13 protein-coding genes and 1 pseudogene are annotated in these 16,833 nt (G+C 71.7%); 8 read left to right on the top strand and 6 right to left on the bottom strand.

Annotated features, from left to right (window positions below; translation table 11 throughout):
- Nucleotides 1-118: 118 nt before the first annotated feature.
- On the bottom strand, nt 119-1,498 hold the full coding sequence (locus HND91_RS18035) for a glutamine synthetase family protein (RefSeq protein WP_210272778.1): 1,380 nt from the start codon (nt 1,496-1,498) through the stop codon (nt 119-121).
- 5 nt (nt 1,499-1,503) lie between these two features.
- Nucleotides 1,504-2,862 carry an aspartate aminotransferase family protein gene (locus tag HND91_RS18030; RefSeq protein WP_181707995.1) on the bottom strand — a complete coding sequence of 453 codons (1,359 nt, stop codon included), beginning with the start codon at nt 2,860-2,862 and terminating at the stop codon, nt 1,504-1,506.
- A gap of 227 nt (nt 2,863-3,089) precedes the next feature.
- Between HND91_RS18030 and HND91_RS18025 the strand changes: the two genes are divergently transcribed.
- Nucleotides 3,090-4,262, top strand: a complete 1,173-nt coding sequence (locus tag HND91_RS18025; protein WP_181707994.1) for an alpha/beta hydrolase — start codon at nt 3,090-3,092, stop codon at nt 4,260-4,262.
- A gap of 71 nt (nt 4,263-4,333) precedes the next feature.
- Here HND91_RS18025 and kdsA read toward each other — a convergent pair whose 3' ends face one another.
- Genes kdsA through galE form a run of 3 tightly spaced genes read right to left on the bottom strand, consistent with a single transcriptional unit; the run spans nt 4,334 to nt 7,229 of the window.
- Nucleotides 4,334-5,191, bottom strand: a complete 858-nt coding sequence (kdsA, locus tag HND91_RS18020; protein WP_181707993.1) for a 3-deoxy-8-phosphooctulonate synthase — start codon at nt 5,189-5,191, stop codon at nt 4,334-4,336.
- A gap of 33 nt (nt 5,192-5,224) precedes the next feature.
- Nucleotides 5,225-6,196 carry a KpsF/GutQ family sugar-phosphate isomerase gene (locus tag HND91_RS18015; protein WP_181707992.1) on the bottom strand — a complete coding sequence of 324 codons (972 nt, stop codon included), beginning with the start codon at nt 6,194-6,196 and terminating at the stop codon, nt 5,225-5,227.
- Between the two features lie 40 nt (nt 6,197-6,236).
- Nucleotides 6,237-7,229, bottom strand: a complete 993-nt coding sequence (gene galE / locus HND91_RS18010; RefSeq protein ID WP_181707991.1) for a UDP-glucose 4-epimerase GalE — start codon at nt 7,227-7,229, stop codon at nt 6,237-6,239.
- A 262-nt stretch (nt 7,230-7,491) separates the two neighbouring features.
- Here galE and HND91_RS18005 point away from each other — a divergent pair, with 262 nt between their 5' ends.
- Nucleotides 7,492-8,604, top strand: coding sequence for a response regulator (locus HND91_RS18005; RefSeq protein ID WP_181707990.1), 1,113 nt, complete (start codon nt 7,492-7,494; stop codon nt 8,602-8,604).
- 116 nt (nt 8,605-8,720) lie between these two features.
- Here HND91_RS18005 and ppk2 read toward each other — a convergent pair whose 3' ends face one another.
- Nucleotides 8,721-9,809 (bottom strand): polyphosphate kinase 2, encoded by a 1,089-nt coding sequence (ppk2, locus tag HND91_RS18000; RefSeq protein WP_181707989.1) that lies wholly within the window; start codon nt 9,807-9,809, stop codon nt 8,721-8,723.
- A gap of 175 nt (nt 9,810-9,984) precedes the next feature.
- Here ppk2 and HND91_RS17995 point away from each other — a divergent pair, with 175 nt between their 5' ends.
- The 6 genes and pseudogenes from HND91_RS17995 to HND91_RS17970 all read left to right on the top strand — a co-directional run.
- Nucleotides 9,985-11,313: an ATP-binding protein gene (locus HND91_RS17995; RefSeq protein WP_181707988.1), complete on the top strand. Its 1,329-nt coding sequence runs from the start codon at nt 9,985-9,987 to the stop codon at nt 11,311-11,313.
- Nucleotides 11,314-11,529: 216 nt separating this feature from the next.
- Nucleotides 11,530-12,225 (top strand): phosphate regulon transcriptional regulator PhoB, encoded by a 696-nt coding sequence (phoB, locus tag HND91_RS17990; RefSeq protein WP_181707987.1) that lies wholly within the window; start codon nt 11,530-11,532, stop codon nt 12,223-12,225.
- 146 nt (nt 12,226-12,371) lie between these two features.
- Nucleotides 12,372-13,397 carry an alcohol dehydrogenase AdhP gene (gene adhP, locus HND91_RS17985; RefSeq protein ID WP_181707986.1) on the top strand — a complete coding sequence of 342 codons (1,026 nt, stop codon included), beginning with the start codon at nt 12,372-12,374 and terminating at the stop codon, nt 13,395-13,397.
- Nucleotides 13,398-13,576: 179 nt separating this feature from the next.
- A complete protein-coding gene (gene rimP, locus HND91_RS17980) occupies nt 13,577-14,188 on the top strand; it encodes a ribosome maturation factor RimP (RefSeq protein ID WP_181707985.1) in 612 nt (203 codons plus the stop codon).
- 77 nt (nt 14,189-14,265) lie between these two features.
- Nucleotides 14,266-15,894 carry a transcription termination factor NusA gene (gene nusA, locus HND91_RS17975; protein WP_181707984.1) on the top strand — a complete coding sequence of 543 codons (1,629 nt, stop codon included), beginning with the start codon at nt 14,266-14,268 and terminating at the stop codon, nt 15,892-15,894.
- Nucleotides 15,895-15,984: 90 nt separating this feature from the next.
- A pseudogene (locus tag HND91_RS17970) lies at nt 15,985-16,794 on the top strand (RNA-binding protein); the annotation flags it as partial.
- Nucleotides 16,795-16,833 lie beyond the last annotated feature (39 nt).

The following is a 16,833-nucleotide window of genomic DNA, read 5'->3' as shown; positions in this document are numbered from 1 at the left end:
TCTCCCATGGTGGATGCGGCCGCCCTCGGCGGGCGGCCGGGAAGAGAATAGGGCCGTCGACGCGGCGGGTCGATGACGGGCGGGGCCGAAACCGCCGCGCCCCGACGCGGCGGGCCCGTCAGGCGAGGCGCAGGTACCAGGCGTAGTCCCGGTCGGTGATCTCGGCGAAGAAGCGGTCGCACTCGGCTTCCTTGATGGTGAGGAAGACGTCGGTGAACCGCTCGCCGAGCCGCCGCTTCAGGAAGTCGGACTGGCGCGCCCGGCGGAGCGCCTCCGGCCAGTGCCGGGGCAGCGACGGGGGGATCTGGTCGTAGCCGTTGCCGGTGATCGGCTCGGACGGGGCGAGGCCCTTCTCCACCCCCTCCAGCATGCCGGCGAGCACGGCCGCCATGACCACGTAGGGGTTGGCGTCGGCGCCGCACACCCGGTGCTCCAGGTGCCGCGTCTTCGGCGGCCCGGCGGTGACGCGGATCGGCACCGACCGGTTGTCGATCGCCCAGGCCGGGCCGACCGGCGCGTAGGAATTGGCCCGGAAGCGGCGGTAGGAATTGGCGTTCGGGGCGAACAGCGCCATGGACTCCGCCATGGTGGCTTCCAGGCCCGCGATCGCCTGGCGCAGGAGCGCGTTGCCGGCCGGCTCCTCGCCGGCGAAGAGGTTCGTGCCGGCCGCGTCGGCGAAGCTCACGTGGAGATGGGTGCCCGACCCGGCGAAGCCCGCGTAGGGCTTGGCCATGAAGGTGGCCGCGTAGCCATGGCGCTCCGCGACGCCCTTGACGAGCCGCTTCCACAGGACGGCGTCGTCGCAGGCCCGGAGCGGGTCGTCCCGGTGTTCCAGGACGATCTCCAGCTGCCCGGGCGAATATTCCGAGATGAGGGTGCGGGCCGGCAGGCCGGCGATCTCGGCCGCCTTGTAGACGTCGTCCAGGAAACCGGAGAAGTCGGACAGGTCCTGGACGAGATAGGCCTGCAGTTCGCTCTGCCGGAAGCCGTTGGGGGCGGTCGGCGGCACGGCGCGGCCCTCGGCGGCCGCCTTGCCGTCGAGGAGGTAGAATTCCAGCTCCACCGCCGCCACCGGATGGAGGCCGGCGGCCCGGCAGGCGTCCGTCACGCGGGCGAGCGCATGGCGCGGGTCCGCGTCGGAGCCGCTGCCGTCCTTCTCGAACGAGGTGAGGATGAACTGGGCCGTGGGCGTCGACCGCCACGGCGAGCGGGTCAGCGTGCCCTTGACGGGCCGGCACATGCGGTCGCTGTCGCCCTCGTCCCAGACGAGGCCGGTCTCCTCCACGTCCGCGCCCCGGATGTCGAGCGACAGGATGGAGCAGGGCAGCGGGCGGCCGTGCCGGTAGGCGCCCATCATCTCCTCCCGGCGGAGGATCTTGCCCCGCTGGACCCCGGACGGATCGGTGAGGAAGCACTCGAACTGGACCACGTCCGGGTTGGCGGCGAGGAAGGCCTCGGCCTCGGACGGATCGGCGATGAAGGCGGGGCGGTCGGTCAAGGCGGTCACCGGAGAAGAGCCGTGAGGGTGTCGTCGAAGGCCTCCGCCAGCCGGCCCACGTGGGCGGCGGTGGTGGCGGGCGACACGAGGGTCATGTTGTGGAAGGGCGTCACGATGACCTCGCGGTTGAGGAGCGCGATGTGGATCGCCGCCTCCAGGTCGTGATCGATCGTGGCGGCCGCGTGGGCGCCGTCCGTGAGCGGCGTCGGCGAGTGGACGATCTCCGCCCGGGCGCCGAGGCGCGTCACCGACCAGGGCAGGCCGTGCCGGGTAATGGCGGCGGAAAGCTCCGCGGCGAGCCGGTCCGAGAGCGCCAGCATGTGGCCGTAGGCCTCCGGCGTCATGACGTCCTCAAGCGTCGCCCGCATGGCGGCGAGCTGGAGCATGTTGCCGGAGAGCGTGGTGCCGATGCCCGAATAGCCCGCCGGCCGCTCCGCGTCGGCCCGGCGCATGGCCGCCTCCACGTCGGCGGTGAAGCCGAACACGGCGGCCGGAAGGCCGCCGGCGACCGGCTTGCCGACCACCAGGAAGTCCGGCTTGAGGCCGTGCGCCCTGGCGTAGCCGCCGCGCGCGGTGGAGATCGTGTGGGTCTCGTCGAGGCAGAGGAGGGTTCCGGCGCGCCGGCAGGCGGCCGCGAGGCCGTCCAGGAAGCCGGGCGCGGGCAGCACCATGGCGGTGTTCGTGAGCGCCGGCTCGGTGAGGACCAGCGCCACGTCGCCGGCCGCGAGCGCCGCCTCGACGGCCGGCAGGTCGTTGAACGGGCAGCAGACCGTGGTGGCGGCGACGTCCGCCACCTGGCCGAGGAGGCCGGGGCGGACCACCGTGCGGCCGTCCGGCCCGCGGGCCACGAAGGCGTCGTCCACCTGGCCGTGGTAGCAGCCTTCGAACACCAGGATCCTCGGCCGCCCGGTGATCGCCCGGGCCCAGCGGATCACCGCCCGGTTGGCGTCGCTCGCCGTCTGGGTCACCTGCCAGAACGGCAGGGCGAACACCTCGGCGAGGAGGTCGCCGACAGCCGCCGTGCCGGTGGACGGCATCATGGCGGTGAGGCCGTGGCCGGCCGCCGCGCGGATCGCCTCCACCACCGGGGCCGGCGCGTGGCCGAACATGGCGCCGGTGTCGCCGAGGCAGAAGTCCGCCAGACGGTGGCCGTCCGCGTCCAGCACCTCCGCACCGGACGCCTCCGCGACCGCGAGCGGGAAGGGCGTGCCCCAGTCCTTCATCCAATGGAGCGGCACGCCGCCGGGGAAATGCCGCCCGGCGCTCTCCGCGAGCGCGCGGGACTTGGGGTTGCGGTCGGCGAAGCGTCCGCGCTCGGCGGTGAGAAGCGCGGCGGCGCGGGAGGTGAGGGAGGGTGGGGCCATGCTGTTGTGATCACAAATTCGTCGGAGCCGGAACGGAGACACGATCCCGGCGCGCTTGTCCAGAGGGTCGATGGAGGAGAGGCCCGCGGCCTGGCTCCGCGGCCCGGGCCTGGGCCTGGGACGGGGCCGGCCGGGGCGCGCCGATCCGGGCCGCCGGCACGATCGTCCTTGCGGGACGGCCGCCGGATCGACAAAAGAGAACCCGCATGTTGAATGGAAGAATGTCGATGCGTTCGCTGCCCCGCCTGGCCCTCCTCGCCGTCCTCGCCCTGTCGGCCTGCGCCGGCCGACCGGACGAAGGGGCCCTGATCCCGACGGACGTGCCGGCGCCCGGGGCGAGCGAGGTCGAGATCCTCGCCACCACGACCCGTCTGCGCGCCCCCGAGACGCCGGCCATGTTCTCCGGCGAGCGGTCGGACGGTATCGACTTCGCGCGCCTGACCGTCTCCATTCCGCCCGCCCACAAGCCGGGCGCGGTGGAATGGCCGCGCCGGGCGCCCGGCGACCCGGCCCGCCACTTCGTGACGCGCCAGCGCGACTACGTGGACGGGGAGGGCGCGTTCCGCGGCCGCCTGGAGGCGGCCGTACGCGCCAAGGCGCCGGAGAACCGCACGGTCTTCGTGTTCGTGCACGGCTACAACACCGCCTTCGACGAAGGGGTCTACCGGCTCGCCCAGATCGTCCACGACACGGACTTCCCGGGCGTGCCGGTGCTCTTCACCTGGGCGTCGCGCGGCTCGCTCCTCGACTACGTCTACGACCGCGACAGCGCCACCGTGGCCCGGGACGCCCTGGAGCAGACGCTGCGCATCGCCGCCGACAGCGGGGCGCGCAACGTGGTGCTGTTCGCCCACTCGATGGGGAACTGGATCGCCGTGGAGGCGCTGCGGCAGGCCAAGATCAGCGGCAACCCGGACCTCGGCGGCAAGCTGACCGACGTGGTGCTCGCCTCGCCGGACATCGACGTGGACGTCTTCCGCGCCCAGATGGACCGCTACGGCAAGCCGGACAAGCCCTTCATCATGATGGTGTCGCAGGACGACCGGGCGCTCCTCGTGTCCAGCATCCTGGCCGGCGACAAGCCGCGCGTCGGCGGCTACACGGAGGACACGGCCGCCATCGCCGAACTGGGCGTGGTCGTGATCGACCTCTCCAACGTGGAGGGGCTGGACAGCCTGAACCACGACAAGTTCAACGCCGTGGCGCCCGGCTTCCTGCAGCGCCTGCGCGACCGGTTGGCCGCCGGCGACGACCTGGAGTTCCAGGAGACGAGCGTCGGCGAGACCATCGGCACCATCGGGCGCAACCTCGGCGGCGCGGTCGGCACGACGGCCGGCGTGATCATCACCACGCCGGCGACCATCCTGACCGCCCCGGTGGAGGCGATCATCCGGCGCTGACCGCCGCCGCCCCGCGCCGCCTTGGCGGCGCCTTGGCGGCGGCAGGGGCCGCGCCGGAGCGGCCCGGCCGGTCAGTAGCCTTCCGTCAGCACCCGCGCCTTGGCGATCTCGTCGAGCGCCTTCAGGTCGGCGAGGAAGCCCGGGATCCAGGAGAGCGGCAGCATGTTCGGGCCGTCGGACGGGGCGTTGTCCGGATCGTCGTGGGCCTCCGCGAACACCGCCGCGCAGCCGACCGCCATGGCGGCGCGGGCGAGCGTCGGCGCGAAGGCCCGCTTGCCGCCGGACGAGGTGCCGCGCCCGCCGGGCTCCTGCACCGAATGGGTGGCGTCGAACACCACCGGATAGCCGGTCTCGGCCATGACCGGCAGGCCACGGAAGTCGGTGATCAGCGTGCCGTAGCCGAACGAGGTGCCGCGGTCGCAGAGGAGGATGTTCTCGTTGCCCGTGGAGGCGATCTTGTCGGCGACGTTCGCCATGTCCCACGGGGCGAGGAACTGGCCCTTCTTGACGTTGATGCACGCGCCGGTCTCGCCGGCGGCGAGGAGCAGGTCGGTCTGGCGGCAGAGGAAGGCCGGGATCTGGATGATGTCCACCACCTCGGCGGCCCGGCGGGCCTGCTCGATGTCGTGGATGTCGGTGAGGATCGGGCAGCCGTAGGTTTCCCGGACGGCGGCGAGGATCTCCAGACCGGCCTCGATGCCGATGCCGCGCTGGCCCTTCAGCGACGTGCGGTTCGCCTTGTCGTAGGACGACTTGTAGACGAACGGCACGTCCGCCTTGGCGGTCGCCTCGGCGAGCGCGTCGGCGATGCGGAAGGCGTGGTCGCGGCTCTCGATCTGGCAGGGGCCGGAGATGAGCACGAAGGGAAGGTCGTTGCCGAACGTGACGCGACCGGCCGAGACGGTCTTCTGGGGCGTGGCGATGGCCATGGCGGTTTTCCTTTGAAGGCGGGGGGCGGCCGGTCAGGCCACGCCGGCCCGGAGCATGTCGAGAACGTGGATGATGCCCACGGGCTTGCCGTTCTCGACCACGAAGAGGACGCTGATCTGCTGGGCCTGCATGGACTCCAGCGCCTCGCCGGCGATCACGTCCGGCGCGATCGTCTTCGGCGCCCGGCTCATCACCTCGTCCACCGGGAGCGACAGGATCTCCATGGACATGTGCCGGCGGAGGTCGCCGTCCGTGATCACGCCGACGAGGTCGCCGGCGGGGTCGGTGATGCCGACCACGCCGAACCCGCGCGACGTCATCTCCATCAGGGCGTCCGTCATCGGGGCTCCGGTCGAAAGGAGCGGCATGCGGTCGCCCTCGTGCATCAGGTCGCGCACGAAGGTGAGCTGCGCGCCGAGCTTGCCGCCCGGGTGGAAGACCCGGAAGTCGATGGCCGAGAAGCCCTTCTCCTCCAGGAGCGCGATCGCGAGCGCGTCCCCGATGGCGAGCTGGAGGAGGGTGGACGTGGTGGGGGCGAGCCCGTTCGGGCAGGCCTCCTGCACCTTCGGCAGCACCAGCGCCACGTCCGCGTTGCGGGCGAGGGTGGACTGGGCGCCCGACGTCAGGGCGATCAGCGGCACGTTGAACCGCTTGGCGTAGGTCAGGATGTCGGCGAGCTCGGTGGTCTCGCCGGACCAGGACAGGGCGAGCACCACGTCCTCCCGGTCGATCATGCCGAGGTCGCCGTGGCTCGCCTCGCCGGCGTGCACGAAATACGCCGGCGTGCCGGTGGACGCGAAGGTGGCGGCGAGCTTGCGGCCGATATGGCCGCTCTTGCCGACGCCGACCACGATCAGGCGCCCGGAGGCGTCGCGGATCAGCCGGGCGGCAGCGGCCAGCCGCTCGCCGAGTTTCCCGTCGCCGATCTCGGACCGGACGGCATCGATGGCTTTGGTGGCGATGTCGAGCGTCCGGAGGGCGGACGCCGTCGTCTTCATGGGCATGGGGCTGCCGGGTCTCCAGGGAAGCCCCGGCGCCGGCGCGTCAGGGCTTGGTGTTGCGCTTTCTCAGCGAATCTTCCCACGACAGGGCGTGGGACACGATCATGTCCAGGTCCGCATGCTTGGGGGTCCAGCCGAGCAGGGCCCGGATCCTGGCGGAATCGGCGATGAGGGCCGACGGATCCCCGGCGCGACGCTCTGCGATTTCGACCTTGAAGTCCACCCCCGAGACGCGTTTCACCGCGTCGATCACCTCCAGCACGGAGTAGCCGGTGCCGTAGCCGCAGTTGCACGTGAGGCTGTCGCCGCCGTCCATCAGGTGGGCGAGGGCGAGGACGTGGGCGTCGATCAGATCGGTCACGTGGATGTAGTCGCGCAGGCAGGTGCCGTCCGGCGTCGGGTAGTCGGTGCCGAACACGCTCATGTGCGGCCGGTCGCCGAGGGCGGTCTGGCTGGCGATCTTGATCAGGTGGGTGGCGTTCGGGGTCGACTGGCCGGTGCGGCCCTTCGGGTCGGCCCCGGCCACGTTGAAGTAGCGCAGCACCGCGTAGCGCAGGCCGTGGGCGGCCGCGGTGTCGCGGAGCATGATCTCGGTCATCAGCTTCGACCAGCCGTAGGGCGACACCGGCGCCGGCGCCATGGTCTCGTCGATCAGCGCCTTGGAGGGCTCGCCGTAGACCGCCGCCGTGGACGAGAACAGGAAGGATTGCACGCCCCGCTTCACCGCCGCCTCGATCAGGGCCCGGGACTTCACGGTATTGTTGTGATAGTATTTCAACGGGTTGGAGACGGATTCCGGCACCACGATCGAGCCGGCGAAATGGGCGATGCCGGTCACCCCATGGCGGGCGATCGTCTCCTCGATCAGCGGCTGGTCGCCGATGTCGCCGACCACAAGGGTGGCGGCCTCCGGCAGGACGGCGTCGAACCCGGTCGACAGGTCGTCCACCACGACCACGGTCTCGCCACGGTCAACGAGCGCATGAACCATGTGGCTGCCGATGTAGCCGGCGCCACCCGTGACCAGAACTGCCATGACATTCACCTCCTGGCGGCCCGCCCGCAAGCCCGCGCTGCCCCGGCACGACCGCGTCCCGGTCTTACCGGCTCCTCCCAATGCTGGCAAACGGTCGCGCCCGCCTCGGTTCACAGATCCATAAGGCCTCCTGCGGTCCGTGGGAGGTCGTTAACCAGTTGTTAATCATGGTTGCTGAAGTCTTGTTAAGGAGAGCGCCTTGGGAAAGGCTTGGGTGTGATTCGTAAAGACCGTCGGCCTGTTGGTCGGCGAGGGAGATGAGATGTTCGGTCCGTCCGACCACCGCACGTCCGACACGCGCAAGACCGCCCGCCTGACGGTCGTCGGCCGTGGGAACCTGCGTCCGCAGCGCCCGATCACTCTTCTCTACGTGGAGGACGACGAGGACGACGTCTTCCTCGTCCGACGGCACCTGTCCCAGTCCGGCCGCTTCGCCGTCGAGTTCGCCCACGCGCCGACCCTCGCGGCCGCCCGGGCGATGACCGCCAGGCACCGGTTCGACGTGGTGCTGTGCGACTTCTGGCTCGGCAGCGAGACCACCATCCCGCTCGTCGACGAACTCAAGGCCGACCCGGACTGCAAGGTCGTGCTGGTCTCGTCGCTGGAGAACGAGGATATCGAGCTGATCGGCCGCCGCGCCGGAGCGGCCGGCTACGTGGCCAAGGACGACCTGTCCGCCGCCGCCTTCGACCGCATCCTGGCGACGCTCCTGCCGGAGGAGACGGACGCGGTGGCCGAGGTCGCCGACGCCCGGCAGGCGGGCGGCGTCGGCCCGTGGTTGCGCGCGCTCATGCGGACCCTCGACCGCGCCAGCCGGACCACCGACCTTCGGGATCTCGCCGCCGGCCAGATCCTGTTCGCCGATGCCGGCACGCCCGGGCACGACCTGCGCGGCGACGTGATCCACCGTCTGGCCGACCTGGAGCGCGCCTCCCGCCAGGGCGGGATCGCCCGCTTCGACGTGGTTCCCTATCTGGCGGACGCGGTCGCCACCCTCCGGGTGCGGGCAGGCAGGGGCGCCGAGGTGGCCTTCGTGCCGCCCTACCTGCCGGTGCCGATCGAGGCCAACCCGGCCATCTTCGCCGACCTCGTGCACGGTTTCTTCGCCGAGGCGCTGGACGTGGTGCGCTCCGGCCGCCGGCTGGTGGTGACGCCGCGCGTGCGCGACGGCGCGCTCCTGATCGAACTCACCGTGGCGGCGACCGGGCCGGCGCGTGCGGTGGACGGGGACGACGCGGCCCGGATCCAGGCGGCCGCCGAGGCCCGCCGCTTCCTGGTGGAGACCTTGGTGACCGCCGCCGGCGGGAGCTGCAGCTTCGGAGACGCCGGCGCCGAGCTGGTCGGCGCCCTCAAGGTGCCGCTCCGCCCGCTCTGACGCGACCTCGGCGGACGGCGAGCGGGCCTTACGGGCGAACCCGCGGCCCGCGCGCTCCGGCCGCCCGCCGGACCGGGGCGGCCGCTTTTCGGACGCAAGCCCGAGGGCGCGGCTCCTCAGCCGCCGCTTTTCAGGATGTCGGGGCCGTGGCCCAGGATGGCCGGGTCCACCGCCCCGATCGCGTCGGCGGATTTCCCCTCGTAGTCGAGATGGGTCAAAACGTGCCGGATGGCGTTGAGCCGCGCCCGCTTCTTGTCGTTCGCCTTGATCACCAGCCAGGGCGCGAGGTCCGTGTGGGTCGCCGCCAGCATGCGGTCGCGCGCGGCGGTATAGTCGTCCCAGAGCGCGAGCGCCTTGATGTCGACCGGAGAGAGCTTCCAGATCTTCAGGGGATCGTGCCGCCGGTCGTGGAAGCGCTTCAGCTGCATCTCGCGGCCGATGTCGAGCCAGACCTTGAAGAGGCGCAGGCCGTCCTCCACCAGGAGGGCTTCCAGCTTGGGCGCCTCGGCCAGGAAGGTGTCGCTCTCCTCTTCGGTGCAGAAGCCCATCACCCGCTCCACGCCGGCCCGGTTGTACCAGGACCGGTCGAACAGGACGATTTCGCCGCGGGTCGGCAGGTGGGCGACGTAGCGCTGGAAATACCACTGGCCGCGCTCGGTGTCGCTCGGCTTCGGCAGCGCCACGGAGCGGGCCGAGCGCGGGTTCATGTAGGCCCGGAAGGTGGACACCATGCCGCCCTTGCCGGCCGCGTCCCGCCCCTCGAACAGGATCATCACCCGCTCGCCGGTCTCCACCACCCACTGCTGCAGCTTGACGAGCTCGATCTGCAGCAGGCGGAGCTGGTCCTCGTAGACCCGGTCCTTGGTGGTGTCCTCGTAGGGATAGCCGCCCGAGGCGAGCGCGCCATCGCGGATCTCCGGCGGCAGGTGCGGATCGTCGAGGTCGAACGCGATCCCGCCGACCAGGATGGCCGGGGCCTCCGGCGCCTGGGCGGCCAGCACGGCCGCGCCTTCGCGCGCGGCCACCGCCTCGGGGCGGTCCGCCCCGAGCGCCGCGTCGGCGTCCGCCCCGTTGCGGGCGGCCGCCCCGCCGTCGGCCGTCCGGCCGTCGGCGGTTTTCCGACGGCCGCCGGTCTTCCGAACACCTTCGACCTTCCGAGCACCTTCGGCCTTCCGGCCGCTGTCGGCCTTCTTCGTCTTCGCCATCCGCTCCTCCCGTCACCCCAGCGTCGCCGCCGGATGCTACCAGCCTCGCAAGCCAAAGCGACACGGTGGATGATTCGAGGCACACTGTCCCCCCTGCGACGGTCGCCCGGGCGAGGGGAGGCCCGGGCCGGTCGGCGGCGCGGGCGCTGAACGGCAAACCGGGGAGAGCGGCTCGATGGCCGAGACGGACGAGGACGACAGGCCGGAGGGAAGGCTGGCCCGCATGCTGGGCCGGGTGCGGTCCAGTCGCTGGCTTCTGGCCGCCGCGGCGGGGCTCGCGGTCCTCGCCGTCGCTCTCTACGAGGTGCCGCCGGCCGCGGCCCTCGCGGGCGTCGTCGTGCTCGCCCTCGTGGCGGCGGCCGGCGGGCTCGCCGGGCCGGCACGGATCCGGGGCAAGCCCGTGCGCGCCGCCGGCACGCCCGTGTGGCCGGACACCGGCATGAAGCTCCTCGTCGAGGTGATGGAGGACCCCTGCTTCATCACCGACGGCACCGGCATCGTGCGCTATCAGAACAACGCCGCCACCGAGCGGTTCGGCGCCGGCCGGACCGGCGACCCTTTGTCGTTCAAGCTGCGGGTGCCCGAGCTCCTGGCCGCCCTGGAACGGGTCGGCCGCGGCGACACGGTGGAGACTGTGCGCTTCGGCGAGCGGGTGCCGACCGAGCGCGCCTGGGTGGCGCGGGTCGCCGGCATCCGCATGGGCAAGCGCGAGGGGCGGCCACGCGCCGACTTCATCTTCGTGCGCCTCCACGACGAGACCGAGATGATGCGGGTGGAGCGGATGCGCGTGGACTTCATCGCCAACGCCAGCCACGAGCTGCGCACCCCGCTCGCCTCCCTGACCGGCTTCATCGAGACCCTGCTCGGCCCGGCGCGCAAGGACGAGGTGAACCGGGAGCGCTTCCTGAAGATCATGCTGGAGCAGGCCGGCCGGATGGCGCGGCTCATCGACGACCTTCTGTCGCTGAGCCGCATCGAGATGAAGGCGCACGTGCGCCCGGAGGCGGCCGTGGACCTCGCCCGCATCGTCGACCAGGTGGTGGACATGCTGGGCCCCCTGGCGACGGAGACGGGCGCCACCATCCGGCGGGCGGTCGCCGACGGCGGCCATGTGGTGCGCGGCGACCGGGACGAGCTGATCCAGGTGACCGCGAACCTGGTGGAGAACGCCCTCAAGTACGGCCGGGACGGCGGCCTGGTGGAGATCACGCTCGCGGCGGAACGGGGCCCGGACGGGGCGGACGGCCGGCTCCTCACGGTGCGGGACGACGGGCCCGGCATCCCGCCGGAACATCTGCCGCGCCTGACCGAGCGCTTCTACCGCATCGACGCGGACCAGAGCCGGCGGCGCAAGGGCACGGGCCTCGGGCTCGCCATCGTCAAGCACATCGTGGCCCGCCACAGGGGCCGGCTGACGATCCGCTCCAAACCGGGCGAAGGGGCGAGCTTCAGCGTCTGGCTGGAGGCCGCGAAGGCCGCCGAAGCGCCTCGCGAGGCCTCTTGAAAGACTCGTCCGGTCAACGCCTTGATCTTCCGGCCCGCCGTCACTAGAACGTCATCCGCGACTGGGCGGCGGCATGGAGCCGGCGCGTCGCGGAGCGTTTGGGCGCCGGGACCGATCGGGTCGCCCGGCCGGCGCGGGAGTGGCGGTGCGAACATGCCGAGCGAAGCGCCCGGGCGTCCGGCCCCGGCCGATGCGCGGACCTGACGGCGGCGGGTCATGACACGGATCCTGATCGCCGAGGACGAGGAGCCGCTCCGGCTTCTCCTCAGCTACAACCTGGAAGCGGAAGGCTTCGCCGTGGAGGTCGTCTCCACCGGCGACGACGCGGCGCTCAGCGTCCGCGAGGCGCCGCCCGATCTCCTCATCCTCGACTGGATGCTGCCGGGCGTCTCGGGCCTGGAGCTCTGCCGGCGCCTGCGCCAGGACCCGGCGAGCGCGCGCCTGCCGGTGATCATGCTGACCGCGCGCGGCAGCGAGGGCGACCGGATCCGCGGCCTCGCGGTCGGGGCCGACGATTATGTGGTGAAGCCCTTCTCGGTGCCGGAGCTGATCGCCCGCGTCCACGCGGTGCTGCGCAGGGCCTCGCCCGATCTGGTGTCCACCCGGCTCCAGGCCGGCGGGATCGAGCTCGACCGGGAGACCCACCGGGTCCGCCGCGCCGGCCGGGACATCCACCTGGGGCCGATCGAATTCCGCCTCCTCGACTTCCTGATGCGGACGCCCGGCCGCGTCTATACCCGCGAGCAGCTGCTCGACGGCGTGTGGGGCCGGGACGTCTACGTGGACGACCGCACCGTCGACGTGCACGTCGGCCGGCTCCGCCGATCGTTGAACGGCCCGGAGGAGCCGGATCCGATCCGCACGGTGCGCGGCGCGGGCTATTCCTTCGACGAGCGCTTCGCCGACCGCTGACCGGTTGGCCGGGCGGTCGGGCCGCCTGGAGGGCGCTGCGCCGCGCCCGATTGCGACAGTTGCATGTTTGACGCGGGTCAAGGCGCGGGTGCGCCGGCGCCCGTTAGGGTGGCTCCAGTCCGTCACGGGAACTCGGAGACGCTCCCATGCCCAAGACCATGAAAGCCGCCGTCGTCCACGCCTTCGGCCAGCCGCTCGTGCTGGAGGAGGTGCCCGTCCCCGAGCCCGGCCGCGGCCAGGTGCTCGTCAAGATCGTGGCGAGCGGCGTCTGCCACACGGACATCCACGCCGCCGACGGCGACTGGCCGGTGAAGCCCAAGCTGCCCTTCATCCCGGGCCACGAGGGCGTCGGCTATGTGGCCGCCCTCGGCCCGGGCGTGACCGGCCTGAAGGAGGGTGACCCGGTGGGCGTGCCGTGGCTCCACGACGCCTGCGGCTGCTGCGAGCATTGCACCACCGGCTGGGAGACGCTCTGCGAGGGCCAGCACAACACCGGCTACGGGGTGGACGGCGGCTATGCCGAATACGTGCTCGCCGACGCCAACTACGTGGGCCGCCTGCCGGACAACCCGGACTTCGTCGCCATGGCGCCCATCCTGTGCGCCGGCGTGACCACCTACAAGGGCCTGAAGGAGACCGAAGCCCGGCCGGGCGAATGGGTGGTGATCTCCGGCATCGGCGGCCTCGGCCACGTGGCCGTCCAATATGCCAAGGCCATGGGCCTGCACGTGGCCGCCGTGGACGTGGCGGACGACAAGCTGGACCTTGCCCGCTCGCTCGGGGCCGACGTGGCGGTGAACGCCGCCACGGAGGACGTGGGCGCGGCGATCCAGAAGGCCACCCACGGCGGCGCCCACGGGGTGCTGGTCACCGCCGTCTCGCGCCAGGCCTTCGCGGACGCCCTGAAGATGGTCCGCCGGCGCGGCACCGTGAGCCTCGTCGGCCTGCCGCCGGGCGACTTCCCCACCCCGATCTTCGACGTGGTGCTGAAGCGCGTCACCATCCGCGGCTCCATCGTGGGCACCCGGCGCGACCTTGCCGAAGCGATCGAGTTCGCCGCCGAGGGCAAGGTGAAGCCGACCACCTCCACCGAGCCGCTGGAGGCCATCAACGGCGTGTTCGACCGGCTGAAGGCCGGGCACGTGGACGGGCGCGTGGTCCTGACCCTCTGAGCGCGCGAGGCGCGACCGGGCGGGCGGCGGCCTTGCATTCGCCGCCCGCCCGGCGTATAGGATGCCCATCAGTTCTGATGTGCTCGCTAAGAGCGGATTGGAGTGGGTTCCCCCGGAACCCGCTCTTTTTTATTATCCGCGGCGGGGCATCGATTGCATGAAGGCATCGACCGACCCATATGACCGCTGAAGACACCGCCCCGACCCCTCCGACCGAGCCCGCGGACAGCGCCGCGCCGGCCGGGGATCTGACCGAGCCGCGCGTGGTGGCCGAGACGGGCGTCGACGCCCGGGTGGCGGCGATCGTCGAGCCGGTGCTGCTCGACCTCGGGTACCGGCTGGTTCGGGTGAAGCTGTCCGGCCTCAACGGCCTGACCCTGCAGATCATGGCCGAGAAGGCCGACGGCACCATGAGCGTGGAGGACTGCGAGGCCGTGAGCCGCGCCGTCTCCCCGGTGCTGGATGTGGACGACCCGATCGACAAGGCCTATCACCTGGAGGTCTCGTCGCCGGGCATCGACCGGCCGCTGGTGCGCCGGTCCGATTTCGACCGCTGGTCCGGGTTCGAGGCCAAGCTGGAGCTGTCCGTGCCGCAGCTCGGACGCAAGCGCTTCCGCGGCTGGATCCTCGGCACCAGGGGCGAGCCGTCGGCCGCCGAGGGGGGCATGCGCCTCCTGCAGCCGGCGGACGGGGTGGACGAGGTCTGGTTTCCGCTCGACACCGTCTCGGACGCCCGCCTCGTGCTCAACGACGCGCTGATCCGCGACTCGCTGAAGGCGGGCAAGAACTGAAGAGGGGGCGGCGCGAAGGGGCGTGGCGCCCTCGCCGCCGGCAGGCATAGACCCACCGAGGTCAGGAGAAGAGAAGCATGGCCGTCAGTGCGAACCGACTCGAACTGCTGCAGATCGCCGATGCGGTCGCGCGCGAGAAGTCGATCGATCGTCAGATCGTGATCGCCGCCATGGAGGACGCCATCCAGAAGGCGGCCCGCTCGCGCTACGGTTCGGACACGGACGTGCGCGCCGAGATCAACCCGCGCACCGGCGAGATCCGGCTGCAGCGCCTGCTGCAGGTGGTGGAGACCGTCGAGAACGTGTCGACCGAGGTGGACCTCGCCGAGGCGCGCCACCGCAACCCGGCCGCCCGCATCGGCGACTTCATCGCCGAGCCGCTGCCGCCGATCGACTTCGGCCGCATCGCCGCCCAGTCGGCCAAGCAGGTGATCGTCCAGAAGGTGCGCGAGGCCGAGCGCGACCGCCAGTTCGACGAGTTCAAGGATCGCATCGGCGAGATCGTCAACGGCGTGGTCAAGCGCGTCGAATACGGCAACGTCATCGTCGACCTCGGCCGCGGCGAGGCGATCGTGCGCCGCGACGAGCTGATCCCCCGCGAAACCTTCCGCTACGGCGACCGCATCCGCGCGCTCATCTTCGACGTGCGCCGCGAGCAGCGCGGGCCCCAGGTCTTCCTCAGCCGCACCCATCCGCAGTTCATGGCGAAGCTGTTCGCCCAGGAGGTGCCGGAGATCTACGACGGCGTCATCGAGGTGAAGTCGGTCGCCCGCGACCCCGGCTCCCGCGCCAAGATCGCCGTCATCTCCAAGGACAGCTCCATCGACCCGGTCGGCGCTTGCGTCGGCATGCGCGGCAGCCGCGTGCAGGCGGTGGTGCAGGAGCTGCAGGGCGAGAAGATCGATATCATTCCGTGGAACCCGGACGCCGCGACCTTCATCGTCAACGCGCTGCAGCCGGCGGAAGTCTCCAAGGTGGTGCTCGACGAGGACGCCGAGCGCATCGAGGTGGTGGTGCCGGACGAGCAGCTGTCGCTCGCCATCGGCCGCCGCGGCCAGAACGTGCGCCTCGCCAGCCAGCTCACCGGCTGGGCGATCGACATCATGACCGAGGCCGAGGAGAGCGAGCGCCGCCAGAAGGAATTCAACGAGCGCACCGAACTCTTCATGAACGCCCTCAACGTGGACGAGGTCGTCGGCCAGCTGCTCGCCACCGAAGGCTTCGGCTCGGTGGAGGAACTCGCCTACGTGGACCGCGACGAGATCGCCTCCATCGAGGGCTTCGACGACGAGACCGCCGAGGAGATCCAGGCGCGCGCGCTGGAGTTCCTGGACGCCAAGGAGCGCGAACTCGACGAGGAGCGCGTGAAGCTCGGGGTCGCGGACGAACTGAAGGACATCCCGGGCGTGACCACCGCCATGCTGGTGGCCCTCGGCAAGGACGGCGTGAAGACCGTGGAGGATCTCGCCGGCTGCGCCACCGACGATCTCGTCGGCTGGACCGAGCGCAAGGGCGGCGAGGTGACCCGGCACAAGGGCGCCCTGTCGGACCTGGACGTGAGCCGCGCCGACGCGGAGGCGATCGTCATGAACGCGCGCGTGGCGGCCGGCTGGATCGAGGCTCCCGCCGAGGAGGCGGAGACGGACGCCGACGCGGACGCGGATGTGGACGGCGAGGTCGCCGAGGCGGAAGCCCAGAGCGCCTGATCACGGGCGCCCGACGGGGCGCCGGATCGGCGAGGACCAGGCGCCCGGCGGGATGCCGGCGGGCGCGACAGGCGTGAAGAGAGGACGGACGGGAGCATGGCGGCGCGGCGGGACGACTCCGAAAGGACCTGTCTGGTGACGCGCGCCACCGGTCCGACCGCCGGCCTCATCCGGTTCGTCCGCGCCCCGGACGGCCAGGTGGTGCCGGACTTGAGGGCGAAGCTGCCGGGCCGCGGCGTCTGGATCAGCGGGCGCCGGGCCGTGGTGGCCGAGGCGGTTCGCAAGCGGGTGTTCTCCCGCGGGTTCAAGGTCGAGACCGAGGCCCCGGCGGACCTGCCGGACCTGGTGGACCGGCTCTTGGCCGAGGCCGCGCTCGGGTCGCTTTCCATGGCCCGCAAGGCCGGGAAGGTGGTGACCGGGTTCGGCAAGGTGACGAGCGCCCTCGCGAGGGGGCAGGCGGTCGCCGTGGTCCACGCGATCGAGGCCGCCGACGACGGGCGGCGCAAGGTGGCGCAGGTGATGCGACGCCGCGCGCGCTCCGAGGCGGGCCTCGACGAGGACGACGCGGACGGTGAAGATTTGGAAGACGACGACCTCGACGATGAAGACTTCGACGACGAGGACTTCGACGACGAGGATCAGAACGGGGACCATCGGGACGGGGAGGCCGGCATCGGCCAGCCGTCCCGGGAGGATCCGGCCATCGACCCGGCGGCCATGCCGCGGGTGATCGGCGGGATCTTCACGAGCCGAGAATTGGATTTGGCATTGGGCGGCGCAAATGTGATACATGCTGCACTGCTCGCCGGCGGAGCGAGCACCAGCTTCCTCCAAAACGCCGCCGCGCTGGCCCGATACAGGGGCGTGGCGCAGGACACGGACTGGACAGCGGGCCTTTGAGACGAAGGACCCCGCGGCACGATTGGTCAATGGGCGCGG

The sequence above is a fragment of the Chthonobacter rhizosphaerae genome (genome assembly GCF_013839525.1).
GTDB lineage: Bacteria > Pseudomonadota > Alphaproteobacteria > Rhizobiales > Pleomorphomonadaceae > Chthonobacter > Chthonobacter rhizosphaerae.
The sequence above is the reverse complement of the archived record's forward strand: the minus strand, read 5'-3'. Positions and strand labels throughout refer to the sequence as shown.

Bases quoted from the DNA above. Each gene is read 5' to 3' on its own strand.
- HND91_RS18015 (WP_181707992.1), bottom strand. From the start codon at position 6,196: ATGCCCATGAAGACGACGGCGTCCGCCCTCCGGACGCTCGACATCGCC.
- rimP (WP_181707985.1), top strand. From the start codon at position 13,577: ATGACCGCTGAAGACACCGCCCCGACCCCTCCGACCGAGCCCGCGGAC.
- adhP (WP_181707986.1), top strand. From the start codon at position 12,372: ATGCCCAAGACCATGAAAGCCGCCGTCGTCCACGCCTTCGGCCAGCCG.
- HND91_RS18005 (WP_181707990.1), top strand. From the start codon at position 7,492: ATGTTCGGTCCGTCCGACCACCGCACGTCCGACACGCGCAAGACCGCC.
- phoB (WP_181707987.1), top strand. From the start codon at position 11,530: ATGACACGGATCCTGATCGCCGAGGACGAGGAGCCGCTCCGGCTTCTC.
- nusA (WP_181707984.1), top strand. From the start codon at position 14,266: ATGGCCGTCAGTGCGAACCGACTCGAACTGCTGCAGATCGCCGATGCG.
- galE (WP_181707991.1), bottom strand. From the start codon at position 7,229: ATGGCAGTTCTGGTCACGGGTGGCGCCGGCTACATCGGCAGCCACATG.
- HND91_RS17995 (WP_181707988.1), top strand. From the start codon at position 9,985: ATGGCCGAGACGGACGAGGACGACAGGCCGGAGGGAAGGCTGGCCCGC.
- HND91_RS18025 (WP_181707994.1), top strand. From the start codon at position 3,090: ATGCGTTCGCTGCCCCGCCTGGCCCTCCTCGCCGTCCTCGCCCTGTCG.
- kdsA (WP_181707993.1), bottom strand. From the start codon at position 5,191: ATGGCCATCGCCACGCCCCAGAAGACCGTCTCGGCCGGTCGCGTCACG.
- HND91_RS18030 (WP_181707995.1), bottom strand. From the start codon at position 2,862: ATGGCCCCACCCTCCCTCACCTCCCGCGCCGCCGCGCTTCTCACCGCC.
- ppk2 (WP_181707989.1), bottom strand. From the start codon at position 9,809: ATGGCGAAGACGAAGAAGGCCGACAGCGGCCGGAAGGCCGAAGGTGCT.